Origin of the sequence: Streptomyces sp. NPDC002232 (assembly GCF_042890295.1) — a bacterium.
Taxonomy (GTDB): domain Bacteria; phylum Actinomycetota; class Actinomycetes; order Streptomycetales; family Streptomycetaceae; genus Streptomyces.
Window position 1 is genome coordinate 274,936 of the sequence record NZ_JBIARV010000003.1, and the last position, 17,148, is coordinate 292,083.

Sequence of the window (17,148 nt, forward strand, 5' to 3'; positions counted from 1 at the left end):
CTCCTCCAACGAGTGTGACCCCGGGCCGGGTTCCCCGCCCGCCGGGCGGGGGAAGTGTGACGCGCGCCGCCGACGTCCCCGGCCCGGTGTCCGGGTCAGTCCAGGATCTTCACGGCGTCGCCGACCCGGACGGTGCCGGTGTGCTCGGGGACCAGGTTCTGGCCGAAGATGACGCGGCCGTCGCTCTTGCGGTGCCGGGCGAGGGTGCGCAGGGGTTCCTTGCCGCGCTCGGCGGTGTGCTGGTCCGTGGTGGTGACGACGCAGCGCCCGCAGGGCCGGGCGACCCGGAAGGTGACCTCACCGACGGTCAGCCGCGTCCAGCCGTCCTCCGCCCAGGGGGCGGTGCCCTCGACGACCAGGTTCGGGCCGAAGCGGTTCATGGGCAGGGGGCCCTCGTGGGCGTGGTCGCCCGCGGCGATCAGCGAGTTGAGGGCGTCGAGCGAGGACGTCGTGGTGACGAGCAGCGGATAGCCGTCGGCGAAGGTGACGGTCTCGCCGGGCAGCGCGTACACCGGGTCGACCGGCCGCCGGTGCTCGGGCGCGTCCATGTGCGCGAGCCGTACGTCGGTCTCCAGGAACGCGGACAGCCAGGCGGCCGCGGCGGGAGCGGCGGGGACCGCCTCCACGGGCTTGTCGAAGATCTCCATCGTGAGGGTGGTCGAGGAGTGCGGGACCTCGACCACCAGGTCCGCCCGGCCGGGAGCGGACAGGACGACGCCGCCGTCCGGCAGCGGCCGCGCCGCGAGCAACGCCATCCGGGGGTGACGGCGTTGGGTCACGACCTTGTGCGCGGCGTCGACGACGGCCCAGCGGCGGTCCGCGGCCAGCCCCCAGGGCTGCACCTCGGCCTCCGAGCGGTCCAGCGCGCGCATGGCCTTCACGGGATGGACGTGGACGGAGCGGAGGACGGGAGTCGGCATGTCCTCATCCTGCCAGCCACCCCGGTCCTCCCGGGGCCGGAACGCCGCGCGGGGTCAGTAACCCCCGCCCTGGTAGGGGCGGTTGTACGGGTCGTCGTACGGCGCCGGGGCGGGGACCGGTGCGGGCCGGGGCGCCGCGGGGCGCATCGCCTCGTATCCGGCGGCGGCCGGGCGGGGCTGCTGCGGGTACGAGCCGGCGCCCGGGTAGCCGCGCGGGGCCGCCTGCTGCTGCGGGATGTAGGGGGCCGGGGCGTGCTGGAGCGGTACGGGGGCCATCTGCGGAGCGGGCTGAGGGTAGCCGTAGCCGCTGTTGTAGGCGGGGGCGGACTGCGGGCCGGGCGCCGCCGGGAGGGCGGGCAGCGCCGAGGGGAGCGCCGGCAGGTAGGAGCCGCTCGTGGGGAAGCTGCTGCCGGTGTCGTAGGCGGCGGGCACTCGGATCGGGGCGATCTGAGGCGTGCCCCGCTCCGCGACCAGGGAGTCGTAGATCGGGGTGTCCGGGAAGGACGGCGCGGTGTGGTAACCGCCTCCATAGGTGGAGCGGGGGGAGGTCATGGCACATAAGTTAAGCCCACGATGTGCTGGTTGGGGAGCCCCCATCTTGGGGTTATCCGTTTTACGCTGGTTTTGCCGTCCTGACCTGCCGAAACATTGTTAAAGGCTGTGTTAACGGCGGGAGATTTTCACCCGATGCACACACCGTGGATGAGCCTCGGCGACGGTCCCGGACGGCTGGACTCCGCCCCGCCGACCTGGCCGGATCGTATCGATCTTGAACACCCGAAGCTCTGGATTACCGCGCTATTACCGACCGTAACTGGTGTTCGGTCGACAACCCGCCGACCGATAGCGCGCTCCGTGACGACCCGGCTACCGAACCGCCGAACGGCGCCGGCCAGTTCTGGAATGGAGCGGTGCGGATAGCCCCGACTTGTCGTCGGGAGCGGAGCGACCGTCGTCGAATCGGAGGGGCGGGCCGTGCCCTCGACCGGAGGGTGGGGCCGCCACCGCCGGACCACGGAACGCGCCGCATCCGCCGGAGACGTCGGGCCCCGGTCGGCTACGCCGTCAGGGCGCGGTGCCGGCCGGCGGGGCGGAGGGCGGGCGGGGATGTCGTCCCGGGGTCGGTGACGGTGTCGTCCCGGACGGCCGACGGCAGTTCGAGGACGTACGTGCTGCCGCCGGATCCCGGGGCGCGGTGGGTGTGCAGCGTTCCGCCGTGCGCCCGCGCGATCCCCTGGACGACGTCGAGGTGTTCCCCCACGCCGCCGCCGTAGGGGCCGCGGACCTCGATGCGCAGCAGGCTGTGCCGGTGGAGCGCCGCGACGAACACATGACGGGGCTCGCGAGGGGCCGCGTCCTCGTCGGTGTGGATCGCCTCGGCGATCAGGCGGCCGACGGCGGTCGTCATGTCCTCGGGGTCCACGTGGACGGCGAACCTCGGCGCGTGGACGGAGAACTCGACGTGCGTCGTTCCCCCGAAGGCCGTCGCCGCCCTCATCCCGGCCTGCACCACGTCGTCGATGAGGACCGTGCGCCGACGCGGCTCGTCCGGCGCGCCGTCAGGGACGTACGGCCGCGACCTGGAGCTCACCAGGGCCATGGTCATGCGCAGCTCGGCCGCCAGCGTGTCGAGGCCGAGGGCCGCCTCGGGCCACAGGGGCCGGGCGCTGTCGCCCGCGAGCCTGCTGGTCTCGGCGTGCAGGTGGTGAAGCGCCCGCGTCAGCGGCCCGGACAGGAAGCCGGCGAGCTCGTGCGCGTGGTCCACGGCGCGGTCCGTCCGCTGTTCCTGCCGTGCGAGCGCCGCCTCGTGCTGGCGAGCGGTGCGGGTCCGCGCGGCGAGGTACGCGTCGGCGAGCTCCTCGTACGGCCGGCGATCGGTGAGCGCGACGACGGCGCCCACGACCCGGCCGTCCTCGGTGACGGGCCGTGCGGCGATGTCCGCCGTCAGCCGGGTGCCGTCGGGCAGGCGCACCACCTGCCCGGGGAGCCCGCCGCCGCGACCGGTCGCGACGGCGAGGATCCAGGGGGCGGTCTGCGCGTCGAGCGGTTCGCCGCCGTCTCCGAGGGGGGTGAGGAGCGGCAGGAGTTCGCGTCCGGCCAGATCCGAGGCCTTCCCCTGGAGCAGCCGCGCCGCTGCCGGGTTGACGAGGTCGATCCTGCCCTCGGCGTCGGTTCCGACGAGTGCCTCGGAGGCGGTGCGCAGGACCGCCTCGGCCTGGCGCAGCGCGTGCGAGAGCGCCGCCCGTTCCTCCTCGGCCGGGGTGACGTTCCTCAGGGAGACCACCAGGGAGGAGCCGTCCGGGATGTCGACGTGGAAGGCGTCCCGGTCCAGCGGCAGGGCGCTGATCTCGGCGGTGAAGGCCCCGCCGCCGAGCGTCCGGGCCGTGGTCCGTACGCCCGCGGCGTGGGGGCGCCCGCACTCCCCGGAGTGCGGGGGCAGGCGGGTCAGGTTCCAGTCGAAGGACGGGAGGAAGTCCAGTACGCCCCGGCCCTCGACCGCGTGCCGTTCGTATCCGAGCAGTGCCGCCGCGGCCAGGTTCGCACGGGTCACGGTTCCGTTGTCGTCGACGATCAGCACACCGTCGGGAACGAAGTCCAGCACGTCTTCGTGCGCGAGCGTCGTCGAGTTCTTCTCGAAGTTCACCACTGACTCTTTCTGCTGACGTGCCTGACGTGCCTGCCGTGTCGGCCGTGGAATCCCGCTCGTCCCGATGTCCGGGACCGAGCGAAAGGGGAATTGCCCTGCGCGGTCCTCGGCGTCACTCTTCGACACGGGCTTCCTTCCCTTTCCGCTTCCGCGACGCGCGGTTCGCGTGGCGAGCAGGAGGGGCCGAGGACAAGGGCGGGCCCCGTCGAGCGTGGCAGGCGCGATGCGGGGGAGCGATCGCACCCCGTACGCGAGTCGCGGCCGAGCATCTCCTCGCGCGGGCACGATGGTTCTGCCTGACGGCTCCGTTTCCTCTCCCTCTCCGCCTCGTTGCCGGAACGCGAATTGGTCGCACGGCCAATAGTTCGCTTTCATGGCCGCCGTATCCCCAAAAGCCTGCTAACGGGACCCATGCCCTACAGTGGTCGTCGGTCATCGCCGTCTGCTAAGCGCCACGAACCCCACGTCAAGGGGTACGTGACGCACCCGCATTTCACGTTCTGCGTGATATCCCCGGCGGGGCCGTGAGTCCGAAAGGAGTCACAGCGACGGGAACGCCGAAGTTCCGCGCCGCCGACTTCTTGAGCCGACGTCGCCCGACGGAGTCGAAGACGATTCCGTCGCCGCCCGAAGCCCTGGACGGAGCGAAGCGATTCGCGTCCGAGATCATGTGACGGAGAGAAGCGTGTCGGGAGAAACGGAACTCACGTCTGCCTACACCAGCAAGGTCGCCGACGACCTCGAACGGAACGTGGAGGAGCGGGCGAGGATCCGGGGCGAGATCGACCGCCTGACGGCGGAGCTCGAAGCGCTGGATCATGATCATGTGGTGCTTCTCCATCTCCAGGAGGCCCTTCGGTCCGCGGTGCCGGCATCTGATCAGGTGGTCCCCCGGCAGAAGTCCGGGAAGGGCGAGCGCGGTTCCGGGGCGGCCCGGCCCACCCTCGTCGAGCTGATCCGCGCCCACCTCGCCGCGAGCGGCTCTCCCTGCTCCGCCCGCGAGGTGACGACGGCTCTGAGCGCGCGGCACAGCGACCGCCATGTCCAGACCACCGTCGTACGCACCTCTCTGGAGAGCCTCGTCGCCCGAGGAGAGGCACAGCGCACCAAGCAGGGGTCCTCCGTCTTCTACACGTCGGTCTCTCCCCGCGAGGAGTCGGAGCGGTAGCTCCAGCACTTGCGCGCGCTCTTCCCGGCCCCGGCTCGCCTCATCGGTCGGGGCCATGCCTTGTCCGGCCCCGTGGCGACACATGTCATCTTAGGAGTCGACGGGGAAGCAGGGCCTTAACACCGACTTTGGCATGCCTTAAAGGTCTTTAACCGAGACCGCGAGCGGCCCGTCCGGCAGCGCCCTGACCTCGTACGGAGCCTGGCGCCACCCGACATGCCATGTCTCGACCACGCACGCGGCGCCACCGTGCCATCTTTTCGGCCATGTGTGTCACGTACTGTGCCCCGCATGGCAAAGGTGCTGCTCGTCGAGGTCGATCCCGCTGTCCGCTCCGTCCTGCACGCGTGTCTTTCCGAGGTGTACGCGGTACGGAGCTGCGGCACGGCGCCGGAGGCGCTGCGCGCGGTCCTGGACGAACCCTTCGACCTGATGGTGCTCGACCTCGGCCTGCTCGACCTGGGCGGCATGGACGTGCTGGAGATCCTCCGCACGTACTCGGACATCCCCGTCGTCGTCACGGCGCGGCACGACGAGCGGGAGGTCGTGCGGGTGCTCGCCCAGGGGGCCGACGCCTTCCTGGTGAGCCCCTTCTCCGGCGACCTTCTCGTCGCGAAGACGGCCGCGGTCCTGCGGCGCGCGGTCGTCGGCGCCGGCCGCAGGCCCTCCGGCCTCCTGAGGGTGGGCGGTCTCGCCGTCGACGCGGCACAGCGGCGCGCGTCCCTCGACGGGACCGACCTCGACCTGACGCGCAAGGAGTTCGACCTGCTGGAGTTCCTGGCCGGGCGTCCCGGTGTCGTCGTACCGCGCAGCGAACTCTTCAAGAAGGTGTGGCTGCGGACGTACCGGGGTCAGCGCACCGTGGACGCGTACCTCTCCTGGCTGCGGCGGAAGCTCGGCGAGTCGGCGGCTCGCCCCCGCTACCTGCACACGGTCCGCCACGCGGGCGTCAAGCTGGAGGCCCCGCAGTCGGGGGCCTGAGGGACGCGAGGCCGGGGAGAGGGCCGAGGAAGACGAGCCCCGTCGTCCCGTCGACGGAGGTGTCGGGTCTCAGCCTACGAGCGCTTGCGGCTTTCCCTTGCTGCGTGGGCGTTCCTCGACGAGCTTGCCCCACACGATCATGCGGTAGGTGCTGGTGAACTCGGGGGTGCAGGTGGTGAGTGTGATGTACCGGCCGGGTCCCCTGAAGCCGGACTGCTTGGGTACGGGGTCGATGACGGAGATGTTGGACGGCGAGGTCTGCGGCAGGATGCTCGCCATCTCGTAGGTGTAGTAGGCGCTTTTGGTCTCGACGACGATCGGGTCGCCGGGCTTGAGCTGGTTGATGTAGCGGAAGGGTTCGCCGTGGGTGTTGCGGTGGCCGGCGACCGCGAAGTTGCCTTCCTTGTCGGCGGGCATGGCGGTCTTCAGGGTGCCTTCGCCGTAGTGGCCGACCATGCCCTTGTCGAGGACCTTGCTCTTGCTGATGCCCTCGGCGATGGGGACGACGACGTCGAGTTTGGGGATGTACATGATGGCGAAGCCCTTGCCGGGTTCGAAGGCCTCGGGTTTGCCGCCGTCGTCGGCGTGGGCCCAGGTGTCCTCGATCTGGGCCTTGGCCTTGTCGGTCTCCTGACCGGCCAGGACGTTCGTCCACCACAACTGGTAGGTGACGAACAGCAGCATGACGACGCCGAAGGTGATGAACAGTTCACCCACGGCACGACTGGCCACCGCGCCCGTGCTCTCCCTGGCTGCCCGCGCGGCGCGGCGGGCCTCCACCCGGGACAGCGGACGCCGCTCGGCGGCCGATGTCTCCGGGGCCGCGGGCGCCCCGCCCCGCCTTCGGCGCCGTCCGCCCTTCGCCGCCCGACGCCGCTCGGCCCGCCCGGGCCCCGGCCGAGGACCCGAACCCGCCCCGGCGGACGGCTGCTCGGCCCGCCCGGTCCCCGGATGAGGACCTGGACCCGCCCCGGCGGACGGCCAGGAGGGGGCGTGCTCGCGGTGGAGGGGCCGAGCGGCACGACGTCCCCGCCGTCCTCCGCCGCGTGAGCCTCTCCGGCCGGTGACGACGCGCCATGGCATGTGCTGGTGCCTCCTGTGGTGGTGCGGCGTACCGGAATCACCGGACGCCCCGTGCTCGTGAAGTCGCGCCCGTACCCCGGGCGGGCGCGTGACGGCGGGCGGGCGCGTGACGGCGGGCGGGCGCGGCGCGACCGATGTCCGCCCCGTACTGGTCCCGCCGTCACACGTCGTCAGGCGGAAGGACGCCTGATCCGCGCGAGCAGACGGACGATGCGCTGCTGGTCGGCCTCGTCCGTGTCGCGCTGCCCCCACTGGGTGCGCTCGGGGCGCTGGGAGACAGGGGACGGGGAGGCCGTACGAGGTGTCGCCTGTTCCGCGCGCGGGGGCACGACGTACGGGCGGGACCGGCCGGCCTGAGCCGTGAGAGGGGACGGCCCCGGGGCGGAGGAGGGGAGCGCGGCGGCACGGTCGCGGCGGGCGCTGACGGCCGCACCGATGATCCAGGACCCGGCGACCGGCGCCTGCGCGGGCCGCGAGAGCGAGGCCGGGGACGCTTGCGCGGGCCGCGGGAGCGCGGCGGCGGACGCCGGCGGCGGGGCCTGGGGGATCCGGACGACGTAGGTGAGGCCCGTCGTCCGTGGACGCTCCCGCGCGGTGAGGACTCCGCCGTGGGCGTCGACGATGCGGCGGGCGACCAGCAGATGGGCCGGGTCGTTCACGGCCCGTGGGCCGCAGACCTCGATGCGCAGCTCGTCGTCCCGTACCGCCGCCGTGATGACGACGGTGGTGTCGGCAGCTTGCCGCGCGCAGGGACCCGGGCGAGGGGCCTCACCGGTCGAGGTGACTCCGGCCGCGTCGGCGATCAGATGGGCCAGGGCGGTCGAGGCGTGTGCGGGATCCAGGGTGACGACGACGGGCGGCGCGTGGACCGCGAACTGCGCCCGGTGCGAGCCGGTGAGCGCCGAGGCCTTCTCCAGACCGGCGTTCACGACGGTGCCCAGCGTCGTGGGATGGCGGGTGACGGCGACCGGTGCCGGTCCCGCCGGGTCCACGGCGGCCTCGCGACCCGGCTGCGGCTCCCCGCGCGCGGGAGCGCCGAGGAGCGCCGTCAGCTCGGCGTGGCGGGCCGCGAGGGCCGCGTACCGGGCCTCCAGCTCCGCGCGCTCCTCCGCGTACCGGGCCTCCAGTTCCCTGCGGTCGGCGGCGTGCCGCTCGGCCCTGCCGACGGTGTCGGCGGCGTGCTCCTCGATCAGCCGCTCGTACGGCCTGCGGTCGGAGAAGGCCACCACGGCCCCGACGAGCCGGTCCCCGATCCGTACCGGAGCGGTCGTCAGGTCCACGGGCACGCGCCCGCCGTCCTTCGCCGCCAGCACCTGGCCGCGCACCCGGTGCTTGTGGCCGGACCTGAGCGTGTCGGCGAGCGCGGACTCCTCGTACGGGAAGGGGGAGCCGTCGGCACGCCGGGGGAGGACCGTCGGGTGCAGCTCGACGCCGCTCACCTCGCCGGGCTCGTAACCGAGGATCCGGGTGAAGGCGGGGTTCACGAGGACCACCCGCCCGGCGAGGTCCGTACCGACGACGCCCTCGGTCGTGGCGCGGAGGATCATCTCGCACTGCTGCCGCACCCGGGCGAGCTCGGCCTCGGTGGCGAGCGTCTCGGTGACGTCGCGCACGACGAGCGCCCACAACTCCTCGTCCTCGCCCTCTTCGTGCGCCTCACCGTCGGGCTCCGGGCGGACGGGCGTGACCTCGACGGGGAACGTCTTCCCGTCGGGACGCCGTGCGGACGTCCGCACGGACCGGTTCCGCCCCGCGCCGTCCGGAGCGGCGAAGGGACCGCTCGGGACTCCCGCGTACGCATCGGGCAGGAGGTCGCGCAGGTGGCGTCCGGCGAGGGAGCAGCCGGACGTCCCGGTCCCGGTGGCAGGGGTGCCGTCGGGTGCCGAGCGGGTCCCGAACATGCCGAGGGCGCGGGCGTTGGCGCCGACGACCGTGCCGGCGCCGTCGACGAGCACGAGACCGTCCGGGAGGGCGTCGGGGAGGACATCGAGGAGGGCGGACAGCCGGACAGTGCCTCGGGGGAGGGGCGAGACCATGGCGACGATTCCTTTCCGGGCCTGGGAACCGGCGGGCCTGGTGCGGTGCCGGACGGTCGGGGCACCCGGACCCGCGCGGTGACGAGGGTGGAGGGAGAGCGGTGGTGCGTGATGGGGCAGCCGTGCCGGCGTCGGGAGCGCGGCGCTGCCCACGGTCCGTGGCACAGGGGACGGCTGCCGGAAACATAACCATCTGTTGATGGCATGTCCGAGGCATGGGAGGGGTGACCGATGTTTCTTAAGGGTTCCTTGAGAATGTGCTCAGGTGGACATGAGGAACACCGGGAAGGGCGCCGGGCGGCCCCTGGTGTCCGGGCCTGGGGTCCGTGACGCGGAACTCCTCTTGAACGGCCGGGTGTTCAGCCGGGGGTTCATCCGATGGTTCAGGTGGTGGTTCATCCGGTCGTTCAACGGTCCGGAGCGGTCTCCGGGCGCGTGTACGTGCGGCCCTTCCACGCCGCACCCCGGCCCCGGTAGTGCCGGACCGCCGAGTCGACCGTCATCAGGAGATAGAGGAACGCCGTGAACGGCAGCAGCGGGGCGAGCCACAGCGGCTGCCAGTAGTAGCGCAGCATCGGCACGTACGTCCCCGCCATCACCGCCCACGCGACGCCCCCGGCCCACGCCGCCGCCGCGTCCCCGCTCCCGGCACCCGCCACCAGGGCCGTCGGCGGCACCAGATAGACGAGCGCGAGACCCGCCACCGTCCCCGCCAGGAGAAGGGGACTGTGCCGCAGCTGCGCGTACGCGCTCCGCGCGATCATCCGCCACAGCTCCCCGAGCCCCGGATACGGACGGACGCTGTCCACCCGCTCCGCGAGCCCCAGCCAGATCCGTCCTCCGGTCCGCCGCACCGCGCGCGCCAGCGACACGTCGTCGATCACCGCCTGCCGGATCACCTCCGGCACCCCCGCCGCCACGGCCGTCTCCGTCCGCAGCAGCACGCAGCCGCCGGCGGCCGCCGTCGCCCACGGCCGAGGGCGGTTGATCCAGCGGAAGGGATAGAGCTGGGCGAAGAAGTAGACGAACGCCGGGACGACCAGACGCTCCCAGAAGCTCGCCACCCGGAGCCGGGCCATCTGCGACACCAGGTCGAGGCCGTTGTCCACGGCCGCCGCCACCAGGCGCCGGAGGCTGTCCGGCTCGTGCGCGATGTCCGCGTCCGTCAGCAGCAGGAACTCCGGCCCGCGCGCCCGGGCCAGTGCCATCCCGTGCCGCAGGGCCCACAGCTTCCCCGTCCAGCCGGGCTCCGGTTCACCCGGCGACACCACGGTCAGCGGCAGCCCGCCGTACCGCTCGGACAGCTCGACGGCCAGCTTCCCGGTGCCGTCGGTGCTTCCGTCGTCGACGAGGAAGACCTCCGCCGTCCCCGGATAGTCCTGGACGAGCAGCGAGGGCAGGCTCAGCGGCAGCACCTCCGCCTCGTCCCGCGCCGGCACCACGACCGCGACCCGCGGCCACCCGCCCGGCGTCCGCCGCACCGAGGGCAGCCGCTGGTCCGTGCGCCAGAAGAAACCCTGGCCGAGGAGGAGCCAGAGCCAGACCGCCAGCGAGACGACCGAGAACCAGGCAAGGGTGCTCATTCGCGGCAGTCTGCCCCAGATCGAGGGGGACGAACGGCTCATCGGCTAGGGTGACCGGGTGAAGATCGCGCTCATGGACTCCGGAATCGGCCTCCTCCCGGCGGCGGCCGCGGTGCGGCGCCTCCGGCCGGACGCGGATCTCCTCCTCTCCAACGACCCCGACGGCATGCCGTGGGGCCCGCGCACCCCCGAGGACCTGACGGGGCGCGCCGTCGACGTCGCCCTCGCCGCCGCCGCGCACCGCCCGCAGGCGCTGATCGTGGCCTGCAACACGGCCACCGTGCACGCCCTGCCCGCCCTGCGCGCCGCCCTCGAACCGGACATCCCCGTCATCGGCACCGTGCCCGCGATCAAGCCCGCCGCCGCGGCCGGCGGCAAGGTCGCCATCTGGGCCACCCCCGCCACGACCGGCAGCGCCTACCAGCGGGGACTCATCCGTGACTTCGCCGACGGGGCCGAGGTCACCGAGGTGCCCTGCCCGGGCCTCGCCGACGCCGTCGAGCACGCCGACCGGGACGCCGTCGACGCCGCCGTCGCCGCGGCGGCCGCGCTCACCCCGTCCGACGTCCGCGCCGTCGTCCTCGGCTGCACCCACTACGAGCTCGTCGAGGAGCGGATCCTCGCCGCCCTGACGCCCCGCCGCCGGGCCGGGCTGCCGCCGATCGTCTTCCACGGCTCCGCCGAGGCCGTCGCCGCACAGGCCCTGCGCCGGATCGGCTCCGCACCCGCACCCGACGCCGACCCCACCGGCACCCTCGCGATCCTGCTCAGCGGCCGGCCGGGGCAGCTCCCCGCCACCGCGCTGGGGTACGCCGAGGGGCGCACGCTCGCGGCCACCGCCGCCGCGCACTGATCACCCCGGCAGGCGCCGTGTAACCGAGCGTCACCAGTCGAACACGCTCCGGCGCGCCGCTCCCGCCGGTTCTCGGTACGCTCCCCTTATGAGGGAGTCATCCCAGCACCCGAGCCCGCACGGCGGCGACCCGACGTCCGCCGTCTGGACCGGCCGCGCCACCAACCGCTTCCAGTGGGTCGCGGCCGTCGCCGGCGCGGCCTGCATGGCCCTGGGCATCACGCTCGCCGTGGAGTCGCCCTGGACCTCCGGCATCGCCGCGCTCCTCATGGCGGTGATCGGCTGCGTCGCGGCCGGACTGCTCGTCCTCTTCGGCACCCTCGCCTTCGTCCACGTGGCCGTGAAGGTGGACGACCGCGCCATGGAGGTCCGCTGCGGCCACATGGGTCTGCCGCGCCGCCGCATCCCGCTCGCCCAGGTCGTCGGCGCCGACTTCGCGCCCAGCGTCACCCCGCGCCAGTGGGGCGGCTGGGGCTACCGCTGGCGGCCCGAGAAGGGCACGGCCGTGATCGTCCGCCGCGGCGAAGGCCTGGTGCTGCGCCTCGGCGACGGCCTCACCTTCACCGTGACCGTCGACGACGCGGAATCCGCGGTCCGCGTCATCCGCGACCGCCTCCACCGCCCGGCCCCACCGGTTCCACCCGCCGCGACCGGCGTCTGAGCGGGCGGGCGAGGCGTCCCTTACCCCCTCCGGTGGCGCCGTGGCCGTACGGGGGAGCCCGGCGCCTGATCGGGGGGCGAGCCCCCCCGTAACCCCTCCCACCACGCACCCCGCCCACAGGGGCGACACGTAGACTCCGCAAGGTGAGCGCCACCATCACCCCCCTCGACGCGTCCGGACCCGACGCCGCCCCCACGCCGGTCTCCCGGCTGCGGCGGTTCGTACGGCCCGGGGCGGCACTGCTGTCCGGGTTCCTGCTCTACCTGAGCTTCCCGCCGCGCCCCCTGTGGTGGCTCGCGCTGCCCGCCTTCGCGCTGCTCGGCTGGACCCTGCGGGGCCGTCGGCTCCGCGCCGGATTCGGCCTCGGCTACCTGGCCGGCCTCGGCTTCCTGCTCCCGCTGCTCGTGTGGACCGGCGAGGAGGTCGGCGCCGGTCCGTGGCTCGCGCTCGCCGCCGTCGAGGCCCTCTTCGTGGCCGCCGCCGGACTCGGCATCGCGGCCGTCTCCCGCCTCCCCTGGTGGCCTTTCTTCGCCGCCGGGGTCTGGATCCTCGCGGAGGGCGCACGCGCGCGCGTGCCCTTCGGCGGCTTCCCCTGGGGCAAGGTCGCCTTCGGGCAGGCGGACGGCTTCTTCCTGCCGCTCGCGGCCGTCGGCGGCACCCCCGTCCTCGGTTTCGCCGTCGCGCTCTGCGGCTTCGGCCTCTACGAGGCGGTCCGCCAGATCCGCGCCCACCGCGCCGCCGGAACCGTCCCGCGCGGCCGGCTCGCCGCCGCCGCGCTCGCGGTCCTGGTCCCGGTCACCGGCGCCGTCGCGGCGCTGCCCCTCGTCGACGACTCCGCCGAGGACGGCACCGCGACCGTCGCCGCCGTCCAGGGCAACGTGCCGCGCCTCGGCCTCGACTTCAACTCCCAGCGCCGCGCGGTCCTCGACAACCACGTGGCCCGCACCCGCGAGCTCGCCCAGGCCGTCAAGGAGGGCCGCGAGCCGCAGCCCGACTTCGTGCTCTGGCCGGAGAACTCCTCGGACATCGACCCCTTCGCGAACCCCGACGCCGCCGACGTCATCGACGGCGCCGTCAAGGCCATCGGCGTCCCCACCGTGATCGGCGCCGTCATCGCCCCCGAGACCGGCAAGCTCCGCAACACGCTCATCCAGTGGGACCCCGCGCGCGGCCCGGTCGCCACGTACGACAAGCGGCATGTCCAGCCGTTCGGCGAGTACATCCCGATGCGTTCCTTCGTACGGATCTTCAACAGCAACGTCGACCGGGTGAGCCGCGACTTCGGCGCCGGCACGAAGGTCGGCGTCTTCGACCTGGCGGGCACCAAGGTCGGCCTCGCCACCTGCTACGAGGCCGCCTTCGACTGGGCCGTGCGCGACACCGTCACCCACGGCGCCCAGCTGATCTCCGTCCCCAGCAACAACGCCACCTTCGGCCGGAGCGAGATGACCTACCAGCAGCTCGCGATGAGCCGGGTGCGCGCGGTGGAGCACAGCCGGGCGGTCGTCGTCCCGGTCACCAGCGGCGTCAGCGCGGTCATCCGCCCCGACGGCGAGATCGTCGCGCAGACGAAGATGTTCACCCCCGACGTCCTCGTCGAGAAGATCCCGCTGCGCTCCTCGCAGACCCCCGCCACCCGCCTGGGCACCCTGCCCGAGGCCCTCCTCGCGGCGCTCGCCGCGGCCGGGCTCGGCTGGGCCGCCACCCGCGCGGTGCGGGCCCGCCGGTCCACGGCGGGCTGAGGCACCGCGCGGACCCGGGCGTCCCCCTGGGACGATCTGGAGATGATCTAGGGTCGGGGCATGGCTACTCCTGACTTCATCCGCGAACTGCGCAAGACGGCCGGCCACCAGCTGCTCTTCCTGCCGGGCGTCAGCGCGGTCGTCTTCGACGACCGGGGACGGGTCCTGCTCGGGAAGCGGGCCGACAACGGCAGCTGGGCGCTCGTCGGCGGGATCGTCGACCCCGGGGAGCAGCCCGCCGACGCCGTGGTCCGCGAGGTGTACGAGGAGACGGCCGTACGGTGCGTGCCCGAGCGGATCCTGCTCGTGGAGACCCTGCGCAAGCCCGTCGTCTACGCCAACGGCGACATCTGCCAGTACCTGGACGTCGCGTTCCGCTGCCGGGCCGTCGGCGGCGAGGCGCGGGTCAACGACGACGAGTCGACCGAGGTCGGCTGGTTCGAGGTGGACGCGCTGCCGGAGATGAAGCGCTTCTCGTACCTGCGGATCGAGAAGGCGCTCGCCGACGAACCCACATGGTTCCGCACCACAGCAACGGACTGAACTGTGGCGTGAGCACACATCGGTGGGGGAGGGGCCCGTTCATAGGGTGCGGAGCATGAGCGCCCCCATCACCGTCCCCGGCACCGAGCCCGGTACGGACGCTGCCTCGCCCCTGCCCCGCGCCGCGGGGCTCGCCCTCGACCTCACCGGCCGCACCGCGCTCGTCACCGGCGCGGCCGGCGGCATCGGGCGCGCCTGCGCGCTACGGCTCGCCGCGGCCGGGGCCCGGGTCAGAGCCGTCGACCGCGCCGCCGAGGGCCTGGAGACCCTGGCCGAGGAAGCCGGAGCGCTCCCCGGCGCCCTCGAACCCCGCCTGCTCGACCTCACCGACCTCGACGCGGCCGAGGAGGCGGCGGCCGGCACCGACATCCTCGTCAACAACGCCGGGATCCAGCTGGTCCGCCCCATCGAGGAGTTCCCGCCGGACGTCTTCCACACCGTGCTCACCGTGATGCTGGAGGCGCCCTTCCGGCTCATCCGGGGCGCCCTGCCCCACATGTACGCGCGGGGCTGGGGCCGGATCGTGAACCTGTCCTCCGTCCACGGACTGCGCGCCTCCGCCTTCAAGTCCGCCTACGTGGCCGCCAAGCACGGCCTGGAGGGGCTGTCGAAGACCGCGGCCCTCGAAGGCGCGCCGCACGGCGTCACCTCCAACTGCGTCAACCCCGGCTACGTCCGCACCCCGCTCGTCGAACGCCAGATCGCCGACCAGGCCGCCGCCCACGGCATCCCGCCCGAGCGGGTCCTCGCCGAGGTCCTGCTCAAGCACTCGGCGCTCAAGCGGCTCATCGAGCCCGAGGAGGTCGCCGAGGCCGTCCTCTACCTCTGTAGCCCCCAGGCCTCGTTCATGACCGGCACCTCCCTCACCCTCGACGGCGGCTGGACCGCGCACTGAGGCGGACCCCTGTGAAGCCGCTCGTCCACAGGGGTGGTGCGACCACACGTACGGCAGGTATCCCTGTGTCCATGTCCCATGAACACGTCTCCTACCTCGAACTCCTCGCCCGGGGAGCGGCTGCGGAGGCCTACGACCGGCCCGTGCTGCTCGCCCGCGCGAGCGGCGCGGGCCCCGAGACGCTGGCCGGGCTCGAAGAGGCCAAACAGCTCGCCCTGCGGGTCCGGGCCGAGCTGGAGGGACGGCGGCGCCGCGAGGCGGAGCTCTCCGCGCTCTTCGCCACCGCCCACGACCTCGCGGGACTCCGCGACCTCGACGCGGTGCTGCGCGCCATCGTGCAGCGCGCCCGCTCGCTCCTCGGCACCGAGGTCGCCTACCTCAGCCTGAACGACCCGACGGCCGGCGACACGTACATGCGGGTCACCGAGGGCTCCGTCTCCGCCCGCTTCCAGCAGGTCAGGCTGGGCATGGGGGAGGGGCTCGGCGGCCTGGTCGCCCAGACCGCCCGCCCGTACGTCACGGACGACTACTTCCAGGACCCGCGCTTCCAGCACACGCGCACGATCGACGCGGCCGTACGGGACGAGGGCCTCGTCGCCATCCTCGGCGTACCGCTCAGCCTGGGCAGCCAGGTCATCGGCGTGCTGTTCGCCGCCGACCGCAGGGCCAGGGTCTTCGAGCGCGAGCAGGTCGCCCTGCTCGCCTCCTTCGCCGCGCACGCCGCCGTCGCCATCGACACCGCCAACCTGCTCGCCGAGACCCGCTCGGCCCTCGCCGAGCTGGAGCGGGCCAACGACATCATCCGCGAGCACAGCGGCGTCATCGAGCGCGCCTCCGAGGTCCACGACCGGCTCTCCGAACTGGTCCTGCGCGGCGGAGGCGTCCACGACGTGGCCCACGCCGTCTCCGAGGTCCTCGGCGGGACCGTGGAATTCACCGAGGCGGGCGCCGGACCGGTGGGGTTCACCGGGGCGGGCGCCGGGTCCGCGCGCCGCGACGGGGGCCACGCGGTCCGTGAGGGCGACGACTGGGTGGCCGCCGTGTCCGCCGGCGGTGAGCCGCTCGGCGCGCTCGTGCTCCGCGGCCGGCCCGACCTCGACCCCGTCGACCAGCGCACCCTGGAGCGCGCCGCCCTGGTGACCTCCCTGCTGCTGCTCGCCCGCCGCTCCGCGGGGGAGGCCGAGCAGCGGGTGCGCGGCGAGCTCCTCGACGACCTCATCGACGCCCCCGACCGGGACCGGGGTCTGCTGCGCGAGCGCGCCGCCCGGCTCCGTACCGACGGAGACGTCCCGCACGTCGTGCTCGCCGCCCGCGTCGACCGGGCCGCCGGCGGCCCCGCCGACTCCGACGCCGGCCGCCGGGAGAGCGCCGACCGCCGACGGCTCTGGTCGGCCGCCTCGCACCTGGCCGCCACCCGCCACGGCCTGGCCTCGGCCCGCGACGGCGGTACGGTCCTGCTGCTGCCGCTCGGCCCGGGGGAGAGCGCCGCCGACCTCGCCCGGCAGACCGCGAAGGGTCTGGGCGGCACCCTGCGCGAGCCGGTCACGGTCGGCGCCTCCGCACCGGTACGGGCGCTGCTGGACCGTCCGGACCAGGTGGCCGTCGCGTACGGCGAGGCCCGCCGCTGCCTGGACGCGCTCGGCCTGCTGCACCGCTCGGGCCAGGGCGCGGCGGCCGAGGACCTCGGCTTCCTCGGGCTGCTCCTCGCCGACGGCCGGGACATCGAGGGCTTCGTGGACCGGACGATCGGCCAGGTCGTGGCGTACGACCGGCGCAGGGGCACCGACCTGGTGCGCACGCTGGACGCCTACTTCGCCAGCGGCATGAGCCCGGCTCGTACCAAGGACGAACTCCACGTCCACGTCAACACGGTGGCGCAGCGCCTGGAGCGTGTCGGCCGGCTCCTCGGCCCCGACTGGCAGTCCCCGGCCCGAGCCCTGGAGATCCAGCTGGCCCTGCGCCTGCACGCGCTCTCGGACGTGGTCACGGGCGCGTGACGCACCACGGCCCCGTGCCCCGCTCGCGGTGAGCGGGGC

Annotated in this window: 14 protein-coding genes; 8 read left to right on the forward strand and 6 right to left on the reverse strand. The window is 73.7% G+C overall.

Features of this window, described 5'->3' with window-relative positions; genetic code table 11:
- Window positions 1–95: 95 nt before the first annotated feature.
- The 3 genes from ACFYXU_RS13890 to ACFYXU_RS13900 all read right to left on the reverse strand — a co-directional run bounded on the left by ACFYXU_RS13890 (window position 96) and on the right by ACFYXU_RS13900 (window position 3,564).
- Window positions 96–920, reverse strand: a complete 825-nt coding sequence (locus ACFYXU_RS13890) for an MOSC domain-containing protein (protein ID WP_389457753.1) — start codon at window positions 918–920, stop codon at window positions 96–98.
- A gap of 54 nt (window positions 921–974) precedes the next feature.
- Complete coding sequence (locus tag ACFYXU_RS13895; protein ID WP_361401399.1) at window positions 975–1,472, reverse strand: DUF6643 family protein; 498 nt, start codon at window positions 1,470–1,472, stop codon at window positions 975–977.
- A gap of 505 nt (window positions 1,473–1,977) precedes the next feature.
- Window positions 1,978–3,564 (reverse strand): PAS domain-containing protein, encoded by a 1,587-nt coding sequence (locus ACFYXU_RS13900; protein ID WP_389457755.1) that lies wholly within the window; start codon window positions 3,562–3,564, stop codon window positions 1,978–1,980.
- 688 nt (window positions 3,565–4,252) lie between these two features.
- Here ACFYXU_RS13900 and ACFYXU_RS13905 point away from each other — a divergent pair.
- The gene (locus tag ACFYXU_RS13905; protein ID WP_389409036.1) at window positions 4,253–4,735 is read left to right on the forward strand and encodes a hypothetical protein; all 483 of its coding nucleotides are present in this window, start codon (window positions 4,253–4,255) and stop codon (window positions 4,733–4,735) included.
- Between the two features lie 291 nt (window positions 4,736–5,026).
- Window positions 5,027–5,716: a response regulator transcription factor gene (locus ACFYXU_RS13910; protein ID WP_389457757.1), complete on the forward strand. Its 690-nt coding sequence runs from the start codon at window positions 5,027–5,029 to the stop codon at window positions 5,714–5,716.
- Between the two features lie 69 nt (window positions 5,717–5,785).
- Here ACFYXU_RS13910 and ACFYXU_RS13915 read toward each other — a convergent pair whose 3' ends face one another.
- The 3 genes from ACFYXU_RS13915 to ACFYXU_RS13925 all read right to left on the reverse strand — a co-directional run bounded on the left by ACFYXU_RS13915 (window position 5,786) and on the right by ACFYXU_RS13925 (window position 10,418).
- Window positions 5,786–6,973, reverse strand: a complete 1,188-nt coding sequence (locus ACFYXU_RS13915; protein ID WP_389458470.1) for a class E sortase — start codon at window positions 6,971–6,973, stop codon at window positions 5,786–5,788.
- Window positions 6,970–8,835 (reverse strand): PAS domain-containing protein, encoded by a 1,866-nt coding sequence (locus tag ACFYXU_RS13920; RefSeq protein WP_389457759.1) that lies wholly within the window; start codon window positions 8,833–8,835, stop codon window positions 6,970–6,972. The genes ACFYXU_RS13915 and ACFYXU_RS13920 overlap by 4 nt, the downstream gene beginning before the upstream one ends.
- A 407-nt stretch (window positions 8,836–9,242) precedes the next feature.
- A complete protein-coding gene (locus tag ACFYXU_RS13925; RefSeq protein ID WP_389409039.1) occupies window positions 9,243–10,418 on the reverse strand; it encodes a glycosyltransferase in 1,176 nt (391 codons plus the stop codon).
- A gap of 58 nt (window positions 10,419–10,476) precedes the next feature.
- Between ACFYXU_RS13925 and ACFYXU_RS13930 the strand changes: the two genes are divergently transcribed.
- The 6 genes from ACFYXU_RS13930 to ACFYXU_RS13955 all read left to right on the forward strand — a co-directional run bounded on the left by ACFYXU_RS13930 (window position 10,477) and on the right by ACFYXU_RS13955 (window position 17,109).
- Window positions 10,477–11,271 carry a glutamate racemase gene (locus tag ACFYXU_RS13930; RefSeq protein ID WP_389409040.1) on the forward strand — a complete coding sequence of 265 codons (795 nt, stop codon included), beginning with the start codon at window positions 10,477–10,479 and terminating at the stop codon, window positions 11,269–11,271.
- A gap of 88 nt (window positions 11,272–11,359) precedes the next feature.
- On the forward strand, window positions 11,360–11,932 hold the full coding sequence (locus tag ACFYXU_RS13935) for a hypothetical protein (protein ID WP_376511224.1): 573 nt from the start codon (window positions 11,360–11,362) through the stop codon (window positions 11,930–11,932).
- A 143-nt stretch (window positions 11,933–12,075) separates the two neighbouring features.
- The gene (gene lnt, locus ACFYXU_RS13940; protein WP_376511222.1) at window positions 12,076–13,674 is read left to right on the forward strand and encodes an apolipoprotein N-acyltransferase; all 1,599 of its coding nucleotides are present in this window, start codon (window positions 12,076–12,078) and stop codon (window positions 13,672–13,674) included.
- A gap of 60 nt (window positions 13,675–13,734) precedes the next feature.
- Window positions 13,735–14,217 (forward strand): NUDIX domain-containing protein, encoded by a 483-nt coding sequence (locus ACFYXU_RS13945; protein ID WP_329851487.1) that lies wholly within the window; start codon window positions 13,735–13,737, stop codon window positions 14,215–14,217.
- A 55-nt stretch (window positions 14,218–14,272) separates the two neighbouring features.
- Window positions 14,273–15,112 (forward strand): 3-hydroxybutyrate dehydrogenase, encoded by an 840-nt coding sequence (locus ACFYXU_RS13950; RefSeq protein WP_389409041.1) that lies wholly within the window; start codon window positions 14,273–14,275, stop codon window positions 15,110–15,112.
- A gap of 71 nt (window positions 15,113–15,183) precedes the next feature.
- Window positions 15,184–17,109 (forward strand): helix-turn-helix domain-containing protein, encoded by a 1,926-nt coding sequence (locus tag ACFYXU_RS13955; protein WP_376511218.1) that lies wholly within the window; start codon window positions 15,184–15,186, stop codon window positions 17,107–17,109.
- Window positions 17,110–17,148 lie beyond the last annotated feature (39 nt).